Source organism: Duganella flavida, from assembly GCF_009857445.1.
Lineage (GTDB): Bacteria > Pseudomonadota > Gammaproteobacteria > Burkholderiales > Burkholderiaceae_D > Rugamonas > Rugamonas flavida.
Window position 1 is genome coordinate 231,482 of record NZ_WWCN01000010.1, and the last position, 22,619, is coordinate 254,100.

Consider the following 22,619-nt stretch of genomic DNA (forward strand, 5'->3'; position numbering starts at 1 on the left):
ACATGGACGACATCAACATCACGCGCCGCAGGGTTATTTCGGCTGGCGGCGTTGCGCTAGTGCTGGCTGGTTGCGGTGGCGGTGGCGGCGGAACCACGCCGACGCCTACGCCGACGCCCACCCCGGCGCCGACACCAACTCCGACGCCTACGCCTACGCCGACTCCAACGCCGGCGCCGACCAGCATCACGTTCACGGAGGCCTCGGTACACGATCCATCCGTCATCAAGGTGGACGGCACGTTCTACGTGTTTGGTTCGCATCTCGCCGCCGCTAAAACGACGGACCTGATGAACTGGACCAAGATCGCCGACGGCGTCAACGCCACCAACCCGCTGTTCAACAACGTGGTGACAGCGTTGGCCGACACCTTCGCCTGGGCGCAGGTGACGGATCTGTGGGCGCCGGACGTGGTCAAACTCGCGGATGGGAAGTTCTATCACTACTACTGCGCCTGCAAAGGTGACTCTCCACGTTCGGCGCTGGGCCTTGCAGTGGCGGACAAGGTGGAAGGCCCATACGTCAACAAGCAAATCCTGCTTAAGTCAGGCAACTGGGGTGGGCCGGGCGAGGACGGCGTTACCATCTACGACGCACTGACCATGCCGAATGTGGTGGACCCGAATACCTTCTTTGACCAGCAGGGCAAGCTGTGGATGATCTACGGCTCCTACTCGGGCGGCATCTTCATCCTGGAAATGGACGCCACTACCGGACTGCAAAAGCCGGGGCAAGGCTACGGCAAGCACCTGATGGGCGGGAATCACAGCCGCATCGAAGGCGCGTATGTGATCTATAGCCCGCAGACCAAGTACTACTACCTGTTCACGTCTTTTGGCGGGTTGGATGCGAACGGTGCGTACAACATGCGTGTTGCACGCTCGTTGAATCCAGACGGTCCGTATCTGGACGCGAAGGGCAACGACATGGCGAACGTGAAGGCGAATCCTGCATTGCCGCTATTTGACGATGCGTCGATCGCGCCATACGGCCAGAAGATCATGGGTAATTACCAGTTCGCGCTGGCGAGCGGCGAAACGGGGACGCCGCTGGGCTACGTCTCGCCGGGCCACAACTCGGCGTACTACGAGCCATCCACCGGCCAGTACTTCCTGATCTTCCACACGCGTTTCCCTGGCACGGGTGAACTGCACCAACTCCGCGTGCATGAGATGTTCATCAATGCCGATGGCTGGCTGGTGGTCGCGCCATTCCGCTACGCGCCGCTCAGCAAGAACGCAACCACTCTGTCGGCTGACGTGACGGCGGCCGATGCGGCGGGTACGTACAAGATGATCAACCACGGCAAGGACATTACAACCACCATCAAAGCCTCGCAGGAGGTTGTGCTGGCGGCGAATGGCACGGTATCCGGTTCGGCCAGCGGCACGTGGACGCATAACGGCAGCAACAAGATCACCATTTCGCTCGGCGCGACCGGGACTTTCACAGGCGTGCTGTCGCGCCAGTGGAATACCAACGCCAGCGCGTTTGTGGTGACATGGACGGCGCAATCCGTGGACGGCGTGTCCATCTGGGGCGCCCGGACCGGCAATTAAACGAGGTACGCAATGAAGCATGTTTTATTGATGGTGGCGTTGTCGCTGGCGGCGCTTGGCTGCACTGCCAAGGAAGTCAGCGTGCACGATCCGGTGATGGCCAAGCAGGGCGACACTTACTACGTGTTCAGCACAGGACCGGGGATTACCTTCTACAGTTCGAAGGATATGAAGAACTGGCAGCTGGAAGGCCGCGTCTTCAAGGACCAGCCGGTATGGGCGAAGAAGGCTGCACCGTCCTTCGACGGGCATATATGGGCGCCGGATATCCAGTTCCATAACGGACAATACTATTTATATTATTCCGTTTCGGGATTTGGCAAGAATACGTCTGGTATCGGCGTCACTGTCAATAAAACGCTGGATCCGCGCTCACCTGATTACCGCTGGGAAGACAAGGGCATGGTGCTGCAGTCGGTGCCGTTGCGCGATGACTGGAACGCCATTGATCCGAATGTGATTGAGGATGGCAAGGGCAATGCGTGGTTAGCTTTCGGCTCGTTCTGGAGCGGGCTGAAAATGGCCAAGCTGAATGCCGATTGGACCGCGCTGGCCGAGCCGCAGGAGTGGCGTGCCATTGCCAGCCGTTCGCGCAGCAAGTCGGTGGCCGATGCCTCGGCCGGACCGGACGAGATTGAGGCGCCTTTCATCTTCAAGAGGGGCGAGTACTACTATCTGTTTGCGTCGTTCGGACTTTGCTGCCGCAAGGGCGATAGCACTTACAACGTAGTGGTCGGGCGTTCGAAGGAGGCGACAGGACCGTATGTCGACAAAAACGGCGTCGACATGCTGAAAGGCGGCGGCTCGCTACTGATCGCCGGTGACAAGGACTGGAAAGGCCTGGGCCACAACAGCGCCTACACGATGGACGGCAAGGACTATCTCGTCCTTCACGCCTACGAGACCGCCGACAACTACCTGCAAAAGTTGAAGATCATGGAAATGACATTCGACGCCGCCGGCTGGCCGTCGGTCGATCAGGCGGACCTGAATAAATACCGCAGTGTTCAGCTGCCAGCGAAATGACGACAACCCGGCCATCCCGCCGCCGCGCGCTGAAGCTGGCCGCTGGCGCGGCAGCCACCGTCGCGTCGCACCGTGCGTTCTCCGTTACCGCGGTGGATGCGGGCGATCCATCGTCCGCCGCGAGCGCGGATGCGTCCACCGGTGCCGCTACGCCCGGCGCCTCGTCGGCTGCTACGGGCGGCACTCTGTCGCTGTTTCCGCTGAACGCCGTGCGCCTCGGGCCGAGTCCTTTCCTGGAGGCGCAACAGACCGACCTGCGCTACATCCTGGCGCTGGACGCGGACCGCCTTCTGGCGCCATTCCTGCGCGAGGCCGGCCTGCCGCTCAAGCAACCGAGCTACGGCAACTGGGAATCCACCGGCCTTGATGGCCACATGGGCGGCCACTATCTGTCCGCGCTGGCGCTCATGTACGCCGCCACCGGCAACCAGCAAGTCCTCGATCGCCTGAATTACGTCATTGCAGAACTGAAGCGCTGCCAGCAAGCCAACGGCAACGGCTACATCGGCGGCATTCCCGGCGGCGCGGCCGCGTGGCGCGACATCGCACTAGGTCAGCTCCACGCCGACAACTTCTCCGTGAACGGCAAATGGGTCCCGTGGTACAACCTCCACAAAACCTACGCCGGCCTACGCGACGCCTACACTTACGCAGGCAACCAGGACGCCCGCACCATGCTGATCGCCTTGTGCGACTGGACGCTGGAACTCACGTCACACCTCACTGAAGACCAAATGCAGTCCATGCTCCGCAGCGAACATGGCGGTATGAACGAAGTACTGGCCGACGTCGCCCAAATGACGGGCCAGCAGAAATACATGGACCTGGCCATCCGCTTTTCGCACCAGGCTATCCTTCGTCCGCTGGAAGCAAGCCAGGACCAGCTCACCGGCCTGCACGCCAACACGCAAATCCCGAAAGTCATCGGTTTCAAGCGCATCGGCGACATCACGCAGCGCAAGGACTGGCAAAAGGCCGCTGCATTCTTTTGGCAGACAGTCCACGACCACCGCACCGTCGCCATCGGCGGTAATAGCGTCAAAGAGCACTTCCACGACGACAAAGACTACAGCTCCATGATCGAGGAAGTGGAAGGGCCGGAAACCTGCAACACCTACAATATGCTCAAGCTCACCGAACTGCTGTTCCTCGGTGACGCCAAAGCCAGCTACGCCGACTACTACGAGCGCGCGCTGTACAACCACATACTGTCCTCGCAACGCCCGGACAGCGGCGGCTTCGTCTACTTCACGCCGATGCGGCCGAACCACTACCGCGTGTATTCGCAGCCGCAGAAGGCGATGTGGTGCTGCGTCGGCTCAGGCATCGAGAGCCACGCCAAGTATGGTGAATTCATTTACGCGCATCGTGGCGACAGCTTGTACGTTAACCTCTTCATCCCGTCCACGCTGGATTGGCGCGAGCAGGGCGTGCAAATCCGCCAGTCCAACCGCTTTCCGGATGAAGACCGCAGCACCATCGCCATCAAGGGCAACAAGACCTTCACCCTGAAGATACGCTACCCGGAGTGGGTAGCGCAGGGCGCATTGCGCATCACGGTCAACGGCAAACCGGTGACCGCCGCCGTCGGCGCGGACCGTTACATCAACATCCGCCGCGCATGGCGCGATGGCGACAAAGTCGAACTCCATCTGCCGATGACCACACGTATCGAGCAGATGCCCGACAAATCCGACTACTACGCCGTGCTGCATGGCCCTGTGGTGCTGGCCGCGAAAACCAATCCATTCCCCGGCGAGCAGCTCAACTACCTCGCCGACGACAGCCGCATGGGCCACATCGCCAGCGGCCCGGTATGCCCGCTGGAACAGGCGCCGGTGCTGGTCAGCGGCAGCGCTGCCTTCGCCAACCGCTTTCGCCCAGTGCCCGGACGTCCGCTAACCTTTACCGCGCCGGGACTGGTGCAGAGCGCAGTCGCTGGGCCGACCACTTTGGTGCCGTTTTTCCGCGTGCACGATGCGCGCTACGTGGTCTACTGGCCTTACGCCACGCCCGCCGGACTGGCCGAGCGCCGCGCCAAGGCCGCCGCCGACGAAAAAGAACGCCTTGCATTGGATGCCCAAACCATCGACCAGGTGGCGCCGGGTGAGCAGCAACCGGAGTCCGACCACTTCTTCAAGGCCGAAGGCGCGGATGCTGGCGTCAACAAGGGCAAGCACTGGCGGCATGCGACCGACTGGTTTAGCTACGACCTGACCGACAAAAAGTCCGAAGCCCGCACGCTGCGGCTGACATATTCAAAAGGCGATGCGGGCCGCCACTTCGATATCTTAATCAACGACCAGTTGCTGGCTGAAGTCCGCCTCGACGCCAACGCGCCTCAGGAGCTCTACACCCGCGACTACGCCATCCCGCCGGGTGCCTCAAGGGACGGCAAGCTGGTAGTCAAGTTTGTGGCGCGCGAAAACTCGGCGGCAGGAGGCTTGTACGGCCTGCGCCTGTTGCGCTGACATATCAAAAATGGTATTGATTACCATGAAAATATCATTGGATAGATATTTGTAATTCTCATAGTATTTATCTGAAAAATAAAAAAACTACAGGAGACTTAACCATGATGAATCGTAGGACTGTATTGGCTACCGCGTTGGCCGCCGCCGTCACCTTGAGTGCCCCCGCGTTTGCCGCCAAGCCGCTGGTGATCGGTTTCTCGCAGGTCGGCGCCGAAAGCGAATGGCGTACCGCGAACACCGTATCGATCAAGGACGCCGCCAAGAAGGAAGGCGTCACCCTCAAATTCGCCGACGCCCAGCAAAAGCAGGAAAACCAGGTCAAGGCTATCCGCTCCTTCATCGCCCAGCGCGTGGACGTAATCGCGTTCTCGCCGGTGGTGGAATCGGGCTGGGATACCGTGCTGCGCGAAGCCAAACGCGCCAATATCCCGGTGATCCTGACCGACCGCGCGGTGAATGTCAGCGACACTTCGCTGTTTGTGAGCTTCCTCGGTTCGGACTTCGTGGAAGAGGGCCGTCGTGCTGGCCGTTGGCTGGTCGAACGCCAGAAGAAAACGCCCGATGCCGTTTTGAATATCGTTGAACTGCAAGGCACCGTGGGTTCCGCGCCTGCGCTGGACCGCAAGAAGGGCTTCGAAGAAGTCATCGCCGGTAACGCCAAGCTGAAAGTGATCCGCTCCCAGACCGGTGACTTCACCCGCGCCAAGGGCAAGGAGGTGATGGAAGCGTTCCTGAAAGCGGAGGGCAAGAAGATCAACGTGCTGTATGCGCACAATGACGACATGGCCATCGGCGCGATCCAGGCGATCGAGGAAGCGGGCCTGAAACCGGGCAAGGACATCATCGTGATTTCGATCGACGGCGTGAAGGGGGCGTTCGAAGCCATGATCGCCGGGAAGCTGAATGTAACGGTGGAGTGCAATCCGCTGCTCGGCCCTCAGCTGATGCAGATCGCCAAGGATGTCGTGGCTGGGAAGCCTGTACCTAAGCGAGTTGTGACGCAAGAAGGCGTGTTCCCGGCCGAAGTCGCGGCCAAGGAATTCCCGAACCGTAAATACTGATTGCGATGACGACGAAATCATCCGCGCCGGTGCTGGAGCTGCGCGGCATCAGCAAGGCGTTTACCGGCGTACAGGCGCTGAATGGCGTGTCGCTCAAGCTGTATCCGGGCGAGGTGCATACGCTGATGGGGCAGAACGGCGCGGGTAAGTCGACGCTGATCAAGGTGCTGACCGGGGTTTATACGCCGGATCATGGACAGATTCTGTTGGCGGGGCAGGCGATACAGCCGCAGTCCACGCTGGATGCGCAGAACCACGGCATTAGCACGGTTTATCAGGAAGTGAATCTTTGCCCGAATTTGTCGGTGGCGGAGAATATTTTCATTGGCCGGTATCCGCGCAAGTTTGGTCGCATCGATTGGGCGAGTATGGCGAAGCAGGCTTCCGAGCTATTGGAGCGCATGCAGATCCGGATTGATGTGACGCTGCCGCTGGCGCACTATCCGCTGGCGATCCAGCAGATGGTGGCGATTTCGCGTTCGCTGCTGGTGTCGGCCAAGGTGCTGATTCTCGACGAGCCGACTTCCTCGCTTGATGAGAAGGAAGTGGATTTGCTGTTCAGTGTTTTGCGCGGTCTGCGCGAGCAGGGCATGGCGATTCTGTTTGTGACGCACTTCCTGGATCAGACCTATGCGATTTCGGATCGTATCACTGTGATGCGCAACGGCGAGCGGGAAGGCGAGTACCTTGCCTCAGACCTGTCGCGCGTGGAGTTAGTCAATAAGATGGTCGGCGCACCAGCCGCCACCGAAGCCACCGCCGCGAGCGCGCAGACTGCCGCAGCAGGCGATGGCACGGCCACCGGCTCGGCGACAGCCGCCGGGGCACTGGGCAGCGCGAGCGCGGGCCGCCTCCAATCGTTCTTGCGCGCCGTGGGTCTGGGGCGTCGGGGCGCCTTGCAGCCGATGGATCTGGAAATACGCGAAGGCGAAATGCTGGGCCTTGCCGGCCTGCTGGGCTCCGGCCGCACCGAGGCCGCACGCCTGCTGTTCGGCGCGGACAAATCCGACAGCGGCACGATCTCTATCGACGGCAAGGAGCGTAATCTGTCCTCACCGCGCGACGCCATCGCCGCCGGCATCGGCTTCTGCTCCGAAGACCGCAAACACGAAGGCGCGATCCTCGACCTGTCGGTACGCGAAAACCTGATCCTTGCCCTGCAAGCTCGCTCTGGCATCCTGCGCGCCATCCCGCTCAAACGCCAGCAGCAGCTGGCGGAAGAATACGTGAAAGCGCTCGGCATCAAGACCGCCAGCATCGAAACGCCTATTGGCTCGCTCTCCGGCGGCAACCAGCAAAAAGTGCTGCTGGCCCGCTGGCTGGTCACCGATCCCAAGCTGCTGATCCTGGACGAACCCACGCGCGGCATCGACGTCCGCGCCAAGCAGGAAATTATGGACTACGTTACGGCCCTGTGCAAGAAAGGCATGTCCATCCTGTTCATCTCCTCCGAACTGCCCGAAGTGCTGCGCGTGAGCGACCGCATTGTCGTCATGCGCGACCGCAAAGCCGGCGGCGAATACGCACGCGGGGCGCTGGACGAAACCTCCGTGCTGCAAGTGATCGCAGCGGGAGATCAGCATGAATAAACCCTCCGGCGCCCCGGCCGTGAGCGTGCCCGCAGCCGCCCGCGCCACGCCACGCCAATCAAGCTTTCCTATGTTCTTGCACCATCCATTGTTCCGGCCACTGGCCGCGTTGGCGATCCTGCTGTTGATCGACTTGATCCTGGTCCCCGGCTTCTTCCACCTTGAGATCAAGGACGGCCACCTTTACGGCAGCTTGATCGACATCGCTAACCGCGCCGCACCGCTGATCCTTGCTGCCATCGGCATGACGCTGGTGATCGCCACGCGCGGCATCGACATTTCGGTCGGCGCCACCGTCGCCATCAGCGGCACCGTCGCCGCCATGCTGGTCGGCGGCACCATGGTGATGAACAACGGCGTACCCGAATACGTCGCCAACACGCCGATGTGGATCGCGCTGGCCGCCGCAATGGGTGCGGCTGTGTTATGCGGGGCATGGAACGGCGCGCTGGTGGCCGGCCTTGGCCTGCAGCCCATCGTCGCCACCCTGATCCTGATGGTGGCAGGGCGCGGCCTTGCGCAGCTGTTCACCGATGGCCAGATCATCACCGTCTACTACCAACCGTACTTCTTCCTCGGCAGCGGCTACCTGCTTGGCCTGCCGTTCTCGCTGTTCATCGTCGCCGCCGTGTTCATCGTCACCGCGCTGCTGCTGCGGAAAACCGCGCTTGGCCTGTTCATCCAGTCGGTCGGCATCAACCCGGTGGCCGCACGGCTGGCCGGCCTGAAAACTGCAGTACTGATCTTCTTCGTCTACGTCTTCTGCAGCGCCTGTGCCGGAATAGCAGGCCTGATGATCACCTCCAACATCAAGAGCGCAGACGCCAACAACGCCGGCCTGCTGCTGGAGCTGGACGCCATCCTGGCCGTTACGCTGGGCGGCACCTCGCTGGCAGGCGGCAAATTCAACCTGGCCGGCAGCGTTATCGGCGCGCTGATTATCCAAACGCTGACCTACACCATCTACTCCCTCGGCCTGCCGCCGGAAGTGAATATGGTGGTCAAATCGGTCGTCGTGTTTGTGATTTGCGTATCGCAGTCAGCGGAATTCAAAACCATGTGGCGCCGTGCCTTCCCAGGCGCACGCGGAGGTAAAGCGTAATGAGCACCATGAGTCCTCCTAAACCGTCGATCGCATCGATTACGTCATCCCAGTACTTTACTTCGCTGATTACCGTCTTCCTGCTGGTGGTTCTGCTGGCCGCTGGCGGCGCGGCCTATCCGGGCTTCCTGTCCTTGCAGGTGCTGTTCAACCTCCTGATCGACAACGCCTTCCTGCTGGTGATTGCGGTCGGCATGAGCTTCGTCATCCTGTCCGGCGGCATCGACCTGTCGGTTGGTTCGGTGCTGGCGCTGACCACCATGATCTGCGCGTGGATGCTGCAAACCTGGCATTGGCCGCCTTTGCTGGTGATCGCCATCGGGCTGGCTATCGGCACGCTGTTCGGCGCAGCGATGGGCGCGATGATCCATTATTTCAAGCTGCAGCCCTTCATCGTCACGCTGGCCGGCATGTTCCTCGCACGCGGCCTGTGCTACCTGATCAGCATTAACTCGATCACCATCGACGATCCGTTCTTCGTGGTGCTGTCGCAAACGCAGCTGCCAGTGGGCGACTGCTTTATCTCGCCGGCCGCGCTGATTGCACTGGCCACGCTGGCAGTGGCCATCTACGTCGCCCACTGCACGGCGTTCGGCCGCGCCATCTACGCCATCGGTGGCAACGAGCAGTCGGCGCTGATGATGGGCTTACGCGTGGCGCGCACCAAAGTGCTGATCTACGCCTTCAGCGGCTTTTGCGCGGCGCTGGCCGGTGTGCTGTTTTCGTTCTACATGCTGTCCGGTTACGGCCTGCATGCGCAGGGTACGGAGCTGGATGCGATTGCAGCGGTGGTCATCGGCGGCACGCTGCTGAGCGGAGGTTACGGCTACGTGGCCGGCGCGCTGACCGGTGTGTTGGTACTCGGCTCGATCCAGACGCTGATCGCCTTCGACGGCACGCTTAGCTCGTGGTGGACCAAGATCGTCATCGGTGGACTGCTGTTCATCTTCTGCGTGGTACAGCGCGTGATGACCTTGCGCACCAATAAAAAATAAATGGAGAGTACTGTGAAAAAAACCTTGATGTTCGCTGCGGCGAGCCTGCTGGCGTGCGCCGCGCACGCCGCTAATCCCATCCTGCCTAAACTGTTCACCGCTGATCCTGCGGCCTTCGTGGAAAACGGCACCGTCTACCTGTACGTCGGCCATGACCAGGCATCGCCGACCGACAAGGACTACGTCATGAAAGAATGGCGTCTGTACAGCAGCTGCGACATGAAGAATTGGGTAGACCGCGGTTCGCCGATTCAGCCATCGGCCTTCAAATGGGCGATCGGCAAAGTGGATGCGTGGGCCGGTGATATCACCAAGCGCGATGGCAAATACTATTTTTACGCTACCGTTGATCATGCCAGCATTCCGGGTCGCGCCATCGGCGTTGCCGTGTCGGACAAGCCGGAAGGCCCGTTCGTGGACGCGCGCGGCTCCGCGCTCATCACCAACAACATGACGCTGGAAACACAGATCGCATGGGACGACATCGATCCGGCCATCTTCCAGGACGACGACGGCCAGGCCTATCTCTACTGGGGTAACTCGGTGCTGAAGTACGCCAAGCTGAAACCGAACATGATAGAACTGGATGGCCCTATCCACACTGTGGGCGTGGAGCGCTTCACCGAAGCGTCCTACCTGCACAAGCATAACGGCACCTACTACCTTTCGTATTCGCGCGAGTTCCCGGAAGAGACGGCGTACATGACCGGCCCAAGCGCCACCGGACCGTGGACCTATCGCGGCGTAATCATGTCGAAGAACGTGAAGGTGAAGACCATCCACCAGGCCATCGTCGAATTCAACGGTAGGAACTACATCATCTATCACAACGCCAAACTGCCGGGCGGTGGCGAGTATCGCCGCTCCGTGGCGGTGGAGGAATTCACGTACAATGCGGACGGCACCATCCCGTTCATCAAACAGACCAAGGAAGGCCCGGCGGCCAATCCAAGTGCTGCTTGTAAGTGACTATGGAGACTAATCCGAATTGGTTCCTGCGCGCGCGCCTGAAAACGCGCCAGCTGCTGCTGCTGATCGCGCTGGACGAACAACGCAACATCCACCGTGCTTCCGAAGAACTGCACATGACGCAGCCCGCTGCGTCCAAGCAGCTCAAGGACCTGGAAGAGATGCTGGGCGTGCAGCTGTTCGAACGCCTGCCGCGCGGCATGGAGCCGACCATCTACGGCGAAACCATGATCCGCCACGCGCGCATGGCGCTGACCAGCCTCTCGTTGGCGCATGAAGACATCGTTGCCATCAAGGCCGGGCTATCCGGGCAGGTGGATATCGGCACCATCATGACGCCGGGGATCGCGCTGCTGCCGCAGGCCATCACGCGCACCAAACAGCAAGCGCCCAAGCTGCGCATCGGCGTCGAGATGGAGCAGTCCAACGTGCTGCTGGAGCAGCTGCAGCGCGGCCGGCTCGATTTTATGATCGGCCGCATTCCGGAGCGCGAAAGTGCCGAAGGGCTAAGCTACGAAGAGCTGGGCGACGAGCCGGCATGTGCCGTGGTGCGCGCCGGCCATCCGCTGCTGCAAGCGAAAAACCTGCAACTGCGCGACATCGCCAACCAGCCGTGGATCCTGCCGCCGCAAGGCTCCATCCTGCGCGCGCGCTGCGAACTGATGTTCCGCCGCGCCGGCCTTGAAGTGCCGATCAACGTAGTCGACACCACAGCGGTGCTGCTGATTAAACCGCTGCTACAGCAAACCGACGCGCTCAACGTCATGCCGATCGCGGTGGCCCAATACTACGAATCGCAGGGCGTGCTGGCCATCCTGCCGATCGAACTGCCGTGCCGCATGGATGCTTACGGCATCATCACGGTGGATGGCCACATTCTCTCGCCGGGCGCCGAAATGCTGCTCCAATCCGTCCGCGCCGTGGCGCGCGAAATCTACTAGCTATTTGCCGAATGCCTCAAACGCTTCCAGCAGGATTTTGGCGCGGAAGGGTTTGAGGATGACGCGGTTGACGTGGCGTTCGCGTAGCTCGCGCATCAGGTCTGCGGTAGCTTGGTCGACCATCACGGCGATCGGGATGGTGGCCGGACTGGCTGACAGGCCGTTACGTACTTTGTCCAGCAAAGCCAGGTTGTACAGGCAATCGCTATCGGCGCCGCAGTCGATGGAGATCACCGCGCCTTGGAAGGCGCGCTCGCGCAGCATGCGTTCCGCTATCTGGATGGTGGCCGCTTCGTGCACGGTGCCCAGTCCCAGCGAGCGCGCGGTCAGCGAGACGGTTTTGCGCAGCAGGTTTTGCTCTTCCACCAGTAGCATGTTGAGTTGTCGCGACGGTGCTTCACTCATGGGGCGCCTCCGCCGGGTTGGACAGCTCTTCCACCAGCAGGTCGCGCAGCGAGCCGAGGATGGCCAGTTCGGTCTTGTCCAGTGTCGCGCGCGGATGGTGATCGATCAGGCACAGGGTGCCGATCACGTAATTGTTCGGCATGCGCAGCGGCACACCGGCATAGAAGATGACGTGCGGCGGCCCGGTCACCAGCGGGTTGTCGGCAAAGCGTTCGTCCTCGCGCGAATTGGGGATGACGAAGATGTCCGGTTGCAGGATGGCGTGGCCGCAAAACGAGATATCGCGCCCGGTCTCGCACGCGTCTAGCCCCACGCGGGCTTTGAACCACTGGCGGTTTTCATCGATCAGCGAAATCAGCGCAATTGGCACGTCAAATTCTGCGGCCGCGAACTGCACGACTTTGTCGAAGCGTTCTTCCGGCGGCGTGTCGAGGATCAGCATCTCGCGCAAGGCGGCGAGACGTTCGCGATCGTTGTCTGGGGTCGGCGCAGCTAACATGGCGGTAACGGCGCGCGGCCGCGTAGTCGTGTTGTGCTTACTCTAACATTAGCGGCAGTTTGCGGCGCATTTCAGTGCGGCGGCGCGACACTTTGTTGACGCAGTCAGCAATCTATCGCAAAATCGTGTGGTATTGATCGCCGGAGTCGCTATGCCTGTTCCTGTTTTTCATGACCGCGTTGCTGCGGTCCGTTCCTTCAACCGTTTTTTTACGCGCCAGATCGGCGTACTGCGCGAAGGCCTGTTGCACAGTGAATTCACGCTGACCGAAATGCGCGTGCTGTACGAGTTGGCGCATCACGGCGACCAGCCGTCGTCCACGCTGTGCCGAGATCTTGGATTGGATCGCGGTTACCTGAGCCGCATCATCGCCAAGTTTGAAAGCGCGGGGCTGGTTAGCAAGGTGCCGTCGCCGACCGACGGCCGCGCCAAGCTGCTGCACCTGACCGAACATGGTCGCGCCATCTACGAACCGCTGGACCGTCGCTCGCGTGAAGAAGTGGGCGACCTGCTGTCGCGCTTCGGCGAGTCGGACCAGCTGCGCATGTTGGACGCCATGCGCACCATCCGCGACCTGCTCGATGCGGAGAGTGGCATGAAGTACGCTCAGCCTTTCGTGCTGCGCGCGCATCGTCCCGGCGATATGGCGTGGATCACACGCCGCCACGGCGATATCTACGAAGCTAACCAGGGCTGGGACCGCAGTTTCGAAACGCTGGTCGGCCAGATCTGCGCCGATTTCGAACGCGACTTCGATCCCGCGCTGGAGCACTGCTGGATCGCCGAGATGCACGGCCAGCCGGTAGGCTCGATTGCTCTGGCGCGCAGCGGCGAGGAGGGCGTAGCCAAATTGCGCCTGCTGCTGGTGGAAGAACAGGCGCGTGGCTACGGCCTCGGATCGCGGCTGGTGGACGAGTGCCACCGCTACGCGCGCGCCGCCGGCTATCACAAGATGCGCCTCTGGACCACGGACCAGCAGCAGGAAGCACGCCACATCTACCAGAACAAGGGCTATGTGCTCACCGCAGAGGAACCGGTGCACGCCTTCGGCAAGGACATGGTCAACGAAACCTGGGAGTTGGAACTGTAAGTAGCTGATTGCCCGCACGCCGGCTCTCTGGCAGTATTCCCCACTTAATGCTTTTTTATCATGGGGATGGTATGCAGAAAAACGGTGTGCTGGTGTGGTCCAGGCGTATTTTGATCGCCGCTGTGGGTTTGCTGCTGCTGACGGTAGCCGCAGCGTGGCTGTATTTGCGTGGTTCGCTCGCGCAGCTTGAAGGCTCGCGCCAGACGGCGGGGATGGAAACCACGGCCAGCGTGGCGCGCGATGAGCATGGTGTGCCGTTGATCAGCGGCGGTAGCCGGGGCGACGTGGCCTATGCCACCGGTTTCGTGCACGCGCAGGAGCGCTTCTTCCAGATGGATTTACTGCGCCGTGTGTCGGCTGGCGAATTGTCCGAGCTGTTTGGCGAGCGCGCGCTGCCGCTCGATAAATCGCACCGCCTGCACCGCTTCCGCGCGCGCGCCGAACTGGCATTGCAATCCATGTCGCCGGCCGACCGCGCGATCCTGGACCGTTACGTCAGCGGTGTCAATGACGGCCTGAATGCGCTTAGCGCCAAGCCGTTCGAATATGCACTGGTCGGCCTGCCGCCGCGCGCGTGGGCGCCGGCTGACACCATGCTGGTTATCTGGGCTATGTACTTCGACCTGCAAGGTAGCCAGGAACCGCGGGAACTGGCGCGCGGCTGGTTCAAGGAGCACGCCACAGACGAACAGCGCGCCTTCCTCGCGCCGGAGTCGACGCCGTGGGATGCGCCGCTCGATGCGCAAGCCATCGCCGCCGCTGACGTGGTGATTCCAGCCGCGCCGCCTGTGTGGTGGGGCAAGCCGAAAGCGGCGGATGCGCCAGCGCCTACCAAGGTGGCGGCGGCGGAATTCCTCAACACCGTGGGCAGCAACAACTGGGCGGTGTCCGGCACGCGCAGCGACACCGGCGCAGCCATCATCGCCGACGATATGCACCTCGGGATTTCGCTGCCGACCATCTGGTATCGCGCCGCGCTGCAGTTCCCGGACGGGAAGGGCGGCCAGCGCCGCATGGTCGGCGTGACGCTGCCAGGTGCACCGCTGGTGGTGGTAGGTAGTAACGGCAAGGTGGCGTGGGGCTTCACCAACAGCTACGGCGATTACATGGACTTCATCGCGCTTGATAGCGATGCATCCAAGCCGGGGCAAGTGCGCACACAGGCGGGCTGGGAGACGCCGGTGCTGCATGAAGAGACCATCCTGGTGAAAGGCGCGCCTGCCACCAAGCTGGCCGTGCGCGATACCTCGCTTGGCCCGATCCGCGAGGCGATGGGCCGCAGCTACGCGCTGCACTGGACCGCGCACCTGCCGGGCGCCGTCAACTTCAACCTGGCTCGCATGGAATCAGCCGACACGCTGGATCAGGCGCTGACGGTTGCGGCCACGCTGGGCGTGCCGGCGCAGAATTTCGTCGGCGGCGACGACAAGGGCAATATCGGCTGGACCATCGCCGGCCCGCTGCCGCGCCGTGCACCGGCTGGTGTGGCGTCGACTTATCCAATGAGCGCAGACGATGTAGCGGGCGTGTGGCAAGGCTGGCTGTCGCCGGCTGAATATCCGAAAGTGGTCAATCCGGCGACCGGCCATCTGGCCACCGCCAACAGCCGCCAGTTGGCCGGCGATGGCGCAGCGTTGATCGGCGACGGCGGCTTTGACCTTGGCGCGCGCACGCATCAGGTGCGCGACGACCTGGCTGCGCTGGGGACGAAAACCGATGTGCAGAAAGTCTACGCCATCGGCCTAGATGACCGTGCACTGTTCCTGACCGCGTGGCGCGAGCGCGCCGTCGCCACGCTGGACGCCAAGGCCGTTGAAGGCAACCCACAGCGCAAGGAAGCGCTGGCGCTGTTGAAAGACGGCTGGAGCGGTAAAGCCAGCGTCGATTCGGTGGGTTACCGGATTACGCGCGGTTTCATGTACGCGGTGTACGACATTGTCTACGAAAACGCCAATGCGGAACTGGCGACGATCGATCCGAAAGCCAGCATGGCGGCGGTGAGTTCGCGCTGGCCGGTGGTGCTGGCGCGCCTGCTGGACCAGCAGCCTGCCGGCTGGTTGCCGCCGCAGTACGCGGACTGGCAGGCCTTGCAGGTCGCAGCGATGGACCGTGTGATCAAGGACCTGACCAAGGATGGCCAGCCGCTGTCGGCCGCCACCTGGGGCCAGCGCAACACGGCCACCAGCGCGCATCCGATGGCGTCGGCAATTCCGGTGCTGGGCAAATACCTGAAGGTAGCGCCGGATATGCTGCCGGGCGATCAGCACATGCCGCGCGTGTCGGGCCCTAACTTCGGCCAGTCCGAGCGCCTGACGGTATCGCCGGGCCATGAAGAGCAGGGCATCTTTAATATGCCGGCGGGGCAGAGCGGCCACCCATTGTCGCCTTACTTCCTGGATGGCCGCATGGACTGGATTACCGGGCGGGCGTCGCCGCTGCTGCCGGGAGCTGCGCAGCATACGCTGACGTTTGTGAAGTAATCGGACCCAATCCAAACAGTGGGCGCAGCACGGCGATGCGGCGCACCACTTCAAACACGCCGAAGCTGATGGTGAAGGTCAGCACGATCAGGAACACGCCTTCGGTGGCCGGCGCCAGCTTGATGGGCTTCATCCAGTGCGCCATTGTGACGATCAGCGTCTGGTGCAGGATGTAGACCGGGAACACGGCTTCGGTCAGGTAGCGGCGTTTGACGCTGTCGAAGTTCAGGTGGCGGTGGCCGAAGCCGCACACGGTCAAGATCGGCGCCCACTGGCACAGGCAGTAGATGGTGCGGAATACAGGCTTCCATTGTGTGACTTCCGGCGTGTTGGCCAGCGCTTCCGGAATCGACCAGTAGCAGACAATCAGCGCCCAACTGGCCAGCCACAGACCAAGGCTGGTCCAGCGCAGCGCTTCCACCTTGGCCCAGAAATCTGTCTGTGCCGCCAGCAGTGCGCCCAGTGCGAACAGGAAGAAGTAGTGGGCGTGGTTGTACCAGTCATCCACCAAAGCGTGCGTGGTGGGGAAACTGTCGGCCAGTGTGAAGCGTGCAAAAGCTAGCACGGCGACCGGCAGCACGACGATGCGCCAGCCACTCAACAGGCGTCCCACCGCATTCGAGACCGTGTTGAAGCGCGCGCCCAGCAGCCACACGATCAAGCCGCCGATCATGGTGTAGGCCCACAGGTAGGCCACGAACCACAGATGATTCCAGGTTGGCATGCGCAGGCAATCGGTGCCGCGGCAGAAACCGTGGTAGCCGCTGACGTAGAGGCGCATGAATTCCTGGTAGCCGCCTTGATAAGCTACTTTTTCAACCACTTCAAAATACGCTTGCGGCGGCACGATCACAAACATGCCGAATACCAGCGGCACCAGCAGCCGCCAGCTACGCTGTTTGAGCAGTGCGCCGACGCGGAATTTTTTCAACATGAAGGCGGTGGCCACGCCGGAGATCATGAACAGCAGGCCGAGACGCCACGGCGAGGATAAAATCATCAGCGGCTCGATGGCGTCGCTGGCGAACGGGCTTTTCACGTGCCAGTCCCAGGTCACGTAGTACATGCCGGTGTGGTAGAAGATCAGCACACAGAACGCGAAGATGCGGATCCAGTCGAGGAAATAGAGACGGTTATTATTCATTGTTGGCTCCTTGTTAATGGAGCCAGATTAGCGACGCCCGCCGCGCGCGTCCATCGCGATGGGGCGAAATGGGCGCGGCGTGGGGTGAGTTGGATCAGCCAGCGGCCAGGTGGGCTTCGACTTCCGCGCGGAACTGGCGGCTCAGTGGGACGCGGGTGCCGTTGCGGAGGATGATTTCGCCATCGCCTTTATCGAGGTTGGCGATGCTGGCGATCCAGCCTAGCTGGACGCCGGCGCGGCGGTGGCAGCGGATGAAGCCCGGGCCGAGTTTGTCGAGCAGACCGGCCAGCGTCTGGCGCATCAGCGGTTCGCCATCGGCGGTGTGCAGGATGATGTAGTTGTCGGCCGTTTCGATCCACTGGATTTGATCAACTTTCACTACGCGCGTGCCGCCGCGCTCCGGGACCAGCAGCTGGGTGACGGCGGGTAACGGCGCTTCGGCGGTAGGGTGCTGCTGCGCCATGCGATCGCGCACACGCTGCAAGGCGCGCTGCAGGCGTGGCTGGTCGTAGGGCTTGAGCAGGTAATCGATGGCGTTGGCGTCGAAGGCGCGGATGGCGTATTCGTCGTAGGCCGTCACGAACACCACCAGCGGTGCGGGCGAGGGTAGCGAGGCGGCGACATCGAGGCCGGTAATTTCGGGCATCTGGATGTCGAGCAGCAGCACGTCCGGCGCGAAAGTCGGCAGGCATTCGAGCGCCTCCACGCCGTCGCGCGCTTCTTCGATGGCTGTGATGCCGGGCTCGGAGGCCAGCATGCGATGCAGCTTGTCGCGCGCCGGACGCTCGTCATCGACGATCAGGATGCGCATGGCAAGCTCACTTTGGCGCGCACGCCGGCCGGCGATAGTTGACTGAGCTCGAACGCCGCCCGCTCGCCATACAGCGCCGCCAGCCGCTCTCGCAAATTGCGCACGCCGATGCCGCCACTCGCCGCGCCGCCGGGCGGCAGCGTGCCGCTATCGTCTTCAATGCACATCAACAGGGTGCCTTGCTGGCGCTGGACAGCGATGCGGATGGCGGTTGGCTGGCGGCGCTTTTCGACGGTATGCTTGAACACATTCTCCAACAGCGGTTGCATGCTCATCACCGGCACTTCGCACGCCAGCAGCGCATCGTCGATCGCCCATGTGATGCTGACGCGGTCCGCGAACCGCTCGCTCATCAAGGCTGCGTAGCCGCGCAGGATGCGCAGCTCGGTCTCCAGCGGCACCAGATGGCGCTCGCCCACATCCAGCGTGGCGCGCAGCACATCGGACAGCTGCACCAGCATGGCGTCGGCCCGCGCCAAGTCGCTGTACATCAGCGACGATATCGTGTTCAAGGCATTGAACAGGAAGTGCGGTTGCATCTGTTGGCTCAATCGCAGCAGCTGCGCCTCCCGGAGCGAGGCGTTGGCCCGTTCCACACGCACCTTCTCATCCAGCATGGCGTGGAAGGACAACACGCCAAACGTGATGGTGACAAAGATGCAGAAGAAAATCGTCATCTTGATGTCTTCGTACAGATAGACCTTGGCCCAGCCTTCGTGCGTATAGACTTCGCCCATCAAGCGATAGACCACGTCACGTATGCTGAACGCCACCGGCACGAACATCACCCAGTACACCGGCAGCCACACCAGCTGGCCCTGGAACCAGCGCCCCGGCGTGGCGACCAGCGCATCGTACTTGCGCGTGTAGCGCCGCTGCGCCACCAGTAGCAAGGTGGCGGTCAGCGCGGACGAAGTCTCCCAGAGTATCGGCTTCCACACGCCTTGATCATGATCGCGCAGGTATTCCTGCACCGAAGTGGAAACCATCAGGATCCAGAACAGGATCCAGGCGAGGGTGATGATGGTGCGGGTTTTTTGCATAGGGTTAGCGGTAGCGTGCTTCCATCAAATCTATTTCGCGCACCAGCTTACGCGAGATTTCATCGGAAATGTGATCGTGCTTGGCTAAGTCCCATACCGTGCGCCGTTCAGCTTCCAGTGCCGCTAGTCGCAGTTCCTTTTCAGCGGAATCGGTCTTGCGCCATGCCTGCTCGCTTTCCGGATCCACCTCTTTCAGTTTGTGCTCATAGAATGCGATCACCCGCGCCGCTGCCTGCGGATAGACCTCCGGATCGACGCAGGCATCGGATTCCATCAACTCAATCTGCGTTTGTTCGATGGCGGCGATGGCCGCATTGGCCGCCGCGCGGCGCGCCAGGTCTTCTTCCTGCTGCTCTTCCGGCTCGGCCGGGAAGGTGACGCCAGCCAGCAGGCGAGGCAAGGCCACGCTGGCTACCAGCAGCGAAATCAAAATCACCGAACAAGCGAGGAAAATGGTCAGCGCGCGCGCCGGGAACGGCGAGCCGTCCGGCAGCACCAGCGGCAGCGTCAACACGCCGGCTAGCGTGATGGTGCCGCGCGCGCCAGCCAGCGTGGTCGCCAGCAGCAGCCGCAGTTTGATCTTGTGGCGCGGCTGGTGACGAATCTTTTGTTTGAAAATGGTCAACCGCAGCGAAGCCCACACCCACACCATGCGCAGCGCCAGCAAGCCGCCAGTAATTGCAAACGCGTACGCCACCAGCCACCAGCGATTCACATGGCCGCTTTCCTCCAGCGAGGCGCCGGCCAGGCGGAAGATATCCGGCAGCTGTTCGCCCAGCAGCACGAACATCACGCCGTTGAGCGCAAACTGCACCGTGTCCCACACGGCCGAGCGCTGGATGCGGGTGTTGGCGTGCGCGTGGCCGCTCAGTTCCACGTAGCTCATGGTGACGCCGGCCGCCACCGCCGCCAAGATGCCGGAAGCATGCAGGCGCTCAGCCACCAGATAAGCACCGAAAGGAATCAGCAGATTGACCAAAATAGGGGAGCCTGGCGGTTCGCCGAAGTGGCGCACCAGCCAGCGCTGCGCCCAGGTCACCACCATCGTCAGGCCGACGCCGGCGCCAATGCCGGCCACCACCAGCCACACGAAGGTGAGGGCGGCGGTCTCGATCGAGAATACGCCGGTCATGGCTGCCGCCACGGCAAAGCGGAAGCACACGAGTCCCGAGGCGTCGTTCAGCAGCGATTCGCCTTCAAGAATGTGCATCAGCCGTTTGGGAATCGGCGAGGTGGAAGCGATCGAGCTGACCGCGATTGGATCGGTAGGCGAAACGATGGCTGCCAGCGCAAACGCCACCGGCAGCGGCATGGCCGGGATCATCCAGTGGATCAGGAAGCCGGCGCCGATCACGGTGAACACCACCAGCCCGAACGCCAGTTCCAGAATCGTGCCCTTGTCGCGCAGCAGGCCGCTCTTGGGAATGCGCCAGCCGTCCAGGAACAACAGCGGCGGCAGGAAGACGATGAAGAACAGGTCCGGCTCAAGGTCCACGCCATGGGTGGATTTGGCCGCAATCAGCGCGCCCAACCCGATCTGCACCAGCGGCAGCGGTATCGTGCGCGGCAGCAAGCGCCTGATGTAGGCGCTGGCTACCACCGCCAGCAGCATGATCAGCACGACTTCAATCGAATCCATTCCCATCCTTCCGTATCGCGAAACGAGGCTAAGCTTACACTATTGGAAGTTCTGTAAAAAGTTACCGGCGGGCTCTGGCGGAATGGAAAGTGTTCTGTCATAATACGTGCCTTCTGCGGGAGTAGCTCAGTTGGTAGAGCGCAACCTTGCCAAGGTTGAGGTCGAGAGTTCGAGACTCTTCTCCCGCTCCAGAATTCGGTAGTGAATCACTACAAACAAAAAAGGAAGCCCACGGGCTTCCTTTTTTGTTGTTTATCGTTCTCCAATACAACATCCAATAACATCCAATACGACAACTTTGCGTTGCTAACGTTATACTGGGTGAGGATCACCGAAGGAGACGAAATCCATGAAATCTGTTCAACAGGAAGTTGATGAGCGCAGTAACCTAACCAACTCCAACAAATTCGAACTCCTCCTGTTCCGCCTGGGCGGCGACGCCAAGGGCGAACATTCCGAGTTGTTCGGTATTAACGTCTTCAAAATCCGCGAGATCGTGGCCATGCCCGAAGTAACTGCTGTGGCCGGATCCCCGCCACACATGCTGGGTGTTGTGAACCTGCGCGGACAAATCATCACGGTGCTGGATTTACCAGGCATCGTCGGTGTGACCCCAAAAACCGGTCTGAATATCATGTTGGTCACTGAATTCGCGCGCACCACACAAGCGTTCGCGGTCGAGTCGGTGGATGAAATCGTACGCTTGGACTGGAGCCAGGTGCTGACGGCTGAAGGTACGGCTGGCGGCAAGGTCACCAGTATCGCCCGCGTCGACGGCGACACCCAGAACACCCGCCTGGCGCAGGTGCTGGACGTGGAAACCATCTTGCGCGAACTGGTGCCGCCAGAGCGCGACGACATCGATCCGGAAACCATCGGCCCGAAAGTGCTGCTGAAGCCGGGTTCGGTCGTGCTGGCTGCCGACGACTCGGTAGTGGCGCGCAACCTGATCGAAAAAGGTCTGGAAGCAATGGGCGTGCACTTCATCATGACCAAATCCGGCAAGGAAGCCTGGGACCGCCTGCAGTCGATCGCAGAAGGCGCCAAGGCCGAAGGCCTGCCGATCACCGACCGCGTGGCGATGGTGCTGACCGACCTGGAAATGCCGGAGATGGACGGCTTTACGCTGACCCGTTTGATCAAGCAGGACCCGCGCTTCGGCAAGATCCCGGTGGTGATTCACTCCTCGCTGTCTGGCAAGACCAACGAAGACCACGTTAAAGGCGTGGGCGCCGATGCGTACGTTGCCAAGTTCTCGGCTGAGGACCTAGCGGGCACCATCCGCAGCGTGCTGGGCAAGGCAGCAACCGCCGCTTAAACAAAAGCGATGCATGGCGAGGCCGTAACGTTAGTGTTACGGCCTTTTTTTATTGTTGGGTGTAGTTAGCGCCATTCTTCAACTTCGGCTTGCGCCCCGAAGCCGCCACTCACTTTTGGGTGCTTGTATTGGTAAAGATTTGTCAGAAATGAAAAACATTTGAGTTCTCGATATTTAGCGTACCTAAAACATCAAGAGATTGTTTTGCTTGTCCTGCCACTTCAATGAGAGCATTTCTTAACTCCAATTCGAAAGCTGTTCTTTTTTCCCATTCTGACGCAGAAGTTGGCCTTTTTTGATCATATGTGGAAATTTCGGTTGTAATGTACGTACTTGTTCTATCCACCTGTTAAGTTGCACTGAAAATTGACCCACTTTCCCCACGAATTTGCAACTGAATCTGACCCACGTTAGTAGCACAATTCCACCTGTCTTATCGGCAGGAGATCGGAGTGATCAACGTGGCTCTACTCG

Annotated in this window: 18 protein-coding genes and 1 tRNA gene; 13 read left to right on the forward strand and 6 right to left on the reverse strand. The window is 61.3% G+C overall.

Annotated features, from left to right (window positions below):
• Positions 1-2: 2 nt before the first annotated feature.
• The 9 genes from GTP46_RS17195 (at position 3) to GTP46_RS17235 (ending at position 11,716) form a co-directional block, all read left to right on the forward strand.
• Positions 3-1,559: a glycoside hydrolase family 43 protein gene (locus GTP46_RS17195; RefSeq protein ID WP_161007859.1), complete on the forward strand. Its 1,557-nt coding sequence runs from the start codon at positions 3-5 to the stop codon at positions 1,557-1,559.
• Positions 1,560-1,571: 12 nt separating this feature from the next.
• The gene (locus GTP46_RS17200) at positions 1,572-2,585 is read left to right on the forward strand and encodes an arabinan endo-1,5-alpha-L-arabinosidase (protein WP_229258987.1); all 1,014 of its coding nucleotides are present in this window, start codon (positions 1,572-1,574) and stop codon (positions 2,583-2,585) included.
• Complete coding sequence (locus GTP46_RS17205) at positions 2,582-5,056, forward strand: glycoside hydrolase family 127 protein (RefSeq protein ID WP_229258988.1); 2,475 nt, start codon at positions 2,582-2,584, stop codon at positions 5,054-5,056. The genes GTP46_RS17200 and GTP46_RS17205 overlap by 4 nt, the downstream gene beginning before the upstream one ends.
• A gap of 107 nt (positions 5,057-5,163) precedes the next feature.
• Entirely contained in the window at positions 5,164-6,120 is a 957-nt protein-coding gene (locus GTP46_RS17210) for an ABC transporter substrate-binding protein (protein WP_161007887.1), read from the forward strand.
• A gap of 5 nt (positions 6,121-6,125) precedes the next feature.
• Positions 6,126-7,709, forward strand: a complete 1,584-nt coding sequence (locus GTP46_RS17215) for a sugar ABC transporter ATP-binding protein (protein ID WP_202414314.1) — start codon at positions 6,126-6,128, stop codon at positions 7,707-7,709.
• Between the two features lie 70 nt (positions 7,710-7,779).
• Positions 7,780-8,811 (forward strand): ABC transporter permease, encoded by a 1,032-nt coding sequence (locus GTP46_RS17220; RefSeq protein WP_161007888.1) that lies wholly within the window; start codon positions 7,780-7,782, stop codon positions 8,809-8,811.
• An 8-nt stretch (positions 8,812-8,819) separates the two neighbouring features.
• On the forward strand, positions 8,820-9,806 hold the full coding sequence (gene yjfF, locus GTP46_RS17225; RefSeq protein ID WP_161007860.1) for a galactofuranose ABC transporter, permease protein YjfF: 987 nt from the start codon (positions 8,820-8,822) through the stop codon (positions 9,804-9,806).
• Entirely contained in the window at positions 9,807-10,775 is a 969-nt protein-coding gene (locus GTP46_RS17230; protein WP_161007861.1) for a glycoside hydrolase family 43 protein, read from the forward strand.
• A 2-nt stretch (positions 10,776-10,777) separates the two neighbouring features.
• Positions 10,778-11,716, forward strand: a complete 939-nt coding sequence (locus tag GTP46_RS17235) for a LysR family transcriptional regulator (RefSeq protein ID WP_161007862.1) — start codon at positions 10,778-10,780, stop codon at positions 11,714-11,716.
• On the opposite strand, the gene GTP46_RS17240 is transcribed toward GTP46_RS17235, so the two are convergent.
• Both GTP46_RS17240 and GTP46_RS17245 read right to left on the reverse strand, forming a co-directional pair.
• Positions 11,717-12,121 carry a DNA-binding transcriptional response regulator gene (locus GTP46_RS17240; RefSeq protein WP_161007863.1) on the reverse strand — a complete coding sequence of 135 codons (405 nt, stop codon included), beginning with the start codon at positions 12,119-12,121 and terminating at the stop codon, positions 11,717-11,719.
• Positions 12,114-12,620 (reverse strand): GAF domain-containing protein, encoded by a 507-nt coding sequence (locus GTP46_RS17245; RefSeq protein ID WP_161007864.1) that lies wholly within the window; start codon positions 12,618-12,620, stop codon positions 12,114-12,116. The genes GTP46_RS17240 and GTP46_RS17245 overlap by 8 nt, the downstream gene beginning before the upstream one ends.
• A gap of 151 nt (positions 12,621-12,771) precedes the next feature.
• On the opposite strand from GTP46_RS17245, the gene GTP46_RS17250 reads away from it, so the two are divergent.
• Positions 12,772-13,710, forward strand: coding sequence for a bifunctional helix-turn-helix transcriptional regulator/GNAT family N-acetyltransferase (locus GTP46_RS17250; protein ID WP_161007865.1), 939 nt, complete (start codon positions 12,772-12,774; stop codon positions 13,708-13,710).
• A 71-nt stretch (positions 13,711-13,781) separates the two neighbouring features.
• Positions 13,782-16,190, forward strand: coding sequence for a penicillin acylase family protein (locus tag GTP46_RS17255; RefSeq protein ID WP_161007866.1), 2,409 nt, complete (start codon positions 13,782-13,784; stop codon positions 16,188-16,190).
• Here GTP46_RS17255 and GTP46_RS17260 read toward each other — a convergent pair.
• From GTP46_RS17260 to GTP46_RS17275, 4 genes are all read right to left on the reverse strand, one after another.
• The gene (locus GTP46_RS17260) at positions 16,126-17,334 is read right to left on the reverse strand and encodes an acyltransferase family protein (RefSeq protein WP_161007867.1); all 1,209 of its coding nucleotides are present in this window, start codon (positions 17,332-17,334) and stop codon (positions 16,126-16,128) included. The two genes, GTP46_RS17255 and GTP46_RS17260, sit on opposite strands and share 65 nt — an antisense overlap.
• A 94-nt stretch (positions 17,335-17,428) precedes the next feature.
• The gene (locus GTP46_RS17265) at positions 17,429-18,145 is read right to left on the reverse strand and encodes a LytR/AlgR family response regulator transcription factor (protein ID WP_161007868.1); all 717 of its coding nucleotides are present in this window, start codon (positions 18,143-18,145) and stop codon (positions 17,429-17,431) included.
• Positions 18,133-19,188 carry a sensor histidine kinase gene (locus tag GTP46_RS17270; RefSeq protein WP_161007869.1) on the reverse strand — a complete coding sequence of 352 codons (1,056 nt, stop codon included), beginning with the start codon at positions 19,186-19,188 and terminating at the stop codon, positions 18,133-18,135. Before GTP46_RS17270 ends, GTP46_RS17265 begins: the two co-directional genes overlap by 13 nt.
• A gap of 4 nt (positions 19,189-19,192) precedes the next feature.
• Complete coding sequence (locus GTP46_RS17275; RefSeq protein ID WP_161007870.1) at positions 19,193-20,827, reverse strand: Na+/H+ antiporter; 1,635 nt, start codon at positions 20,825-20,827, stop codon at positions 19,193-19,195.
• A 115-nt stretch (positions 20,828-20,942) separates the two neighbouring features.
• Between GTP46_RS17275 and GTP46_RS17280 the strand changes: the two genes are divergently transcribed.
• Positions 20,943-21,018, forward strand: a tRNA-Gly gene (locus tag GTP46_RS17280).
• 158 nt (positions 21,019-21,176) lie between these two features.
• Positions 21,177-22,145, forward strand: coding sequence for a chemotaxis protein (locus tag GTP46_RS17285; protein ID WP_092272260.1), 969 nt, complete (start codon positions 21,177-21,179; stop codon positions 22,143-22,145).
• The last annotated feature ends 474 nt before the right edge of the window (positions 22,146-22,619 follow it).

What these genes read in the sequence shown, in the direction of transcription:
- GTP46_RS17250 (WP_161007865.1), top strand. Translation starts at nt 12,772, where the DNA reads ATGCCTGTTCCTGTTTTTCATGACCGCGTTGCTGCGGTCCGTTCCTTC.
- GTP46_RS17220 (WP_161007888.1), top strand. Translation starts at nt 7,780, where the DNA reads ATGTTCTTGCACCATCCATTGTTCCGGCCACTGGCCGCGTTGGCGATC.
- yjfF (WP_161007860.1), top strand. Translation starts at nt 8,820, where the DNA reads ATGAGTCCTCCTAAACCGTCGATCGCATCGATTACGTCATCCCAGTAC.
- GTP46_RS17285 (WP_092272260.1), top strand. Translation starts at nt 21,177, where the DNA reads ATGAAATCTGTTCAACAGGAAGTTGATGAGCGCAGTAACCTAACCAAC.
- GTP46_RS17200 (WP_229258987.1), top strand. Translation starts at nt 1,572, where the DNA reads ATGAAGCATGTTTTATTGATGGTGGCGTTGTCGCTGGCGGCGCTTGGC.
- GTP46_RS17205 (WP_229258988.1), top strand. Translation starts at nt 2,582, where the DNA reads ATGACGACAACCCGGCCATCCCGCCGCCGCGCGCTGAAGCTGGCCGCT.
- GTP46_RS17215 (WP_202414314.1), top strand. Translation starts at nt 6,126, where the DNA reads ATGACGACGAAATCATCCGCGCCGGTGCTGGAGCTGCGCGGCATCAGC.
- GTP46_RS17270 (WP_161007869.1), bottom strand. Translation starts at nt 19,188, where the DNA reads ATGCAAAAAACCCGCACCATCATCACCCTCGCCTGGATCCTGTTCTGG.
- GTP46_RS17230 (WP_161007861.1), top strand. Translation starts at nt 9,807, where the DNA reads ATGGAGAGTACTGTGAAAAAAACCTTGATGTTCGCTGCGGCGAGCCTG.
- GTP46_RS17260 (WP_161007867.1), bottom strand. Translation starts at nt 17,334, where the DNA reads ATGAATAATAACCGTCTCTATTTCCTCGACTGGATCCGCATCTTCGCG.
- GTP46_RS17195 (WP_161007859.1), top strand. Translation starts at nt 3, where the DNA reads ATGGACGACATCAACATCACGCGCCGCAGGGTTATTTCGGCTGGCGGC.
- GTP46_RS17245 (WP_161007864.1), bottom strand. Translation starts at nt 12,620, where the DNA reads ATGTTAGCTGCGCCGACCCCAGACAACGATCGCGAACGTCTCGCCGCC.
- GTP46_RS17240 (WP_161007863.1), bottom strand. Translation starts at nt 12,121, where the DNA reads ATGAGTGAAGCACCGTCGCGACAACTCAACATGCTACTGGTGGAAGAG.
- GTP46_RS17210 (WP_161007887.1), top strand. Translation starts at nt 5,164, where the DNA reads ATGAATCGTAGGACTGTATTGGCTACCGCGTTGGCCGCCGCCGTCACC.
- GTP46_RS17255 (WP_161007866.1), top strand. Translation starts at nt 13,782, where the DNA reads ATGCAGAAAAACGGTGTGCTGGTGTGGTCCAGGCGTATTTTGATCGCC.
- GTP46_RS17265 (WP_161007868.1), bottom strand. Translation starts at nt 18,145, where the DNA reads ATGCGCATCCTGATCGTCGATGACGAGCGTCCGGCGCGCGACAAGCTG.
- GTP46_RS17275 (WP_161007870.1), bottom strand. Translation starts at nt 20,827, where the DNA reads ATGGATTCGATTGAAGTCGTGCTGATCATGCTGCTGGCGGTGGTAGCC.
- GTP46_RS17235 (WP_161007862.1), top strand. Translation starts at nt 10,778, where the DNA reads ATGGAGACTAATCCGAATTGGTTCCTGCGCGCGCGCCTGAAAACGCGC.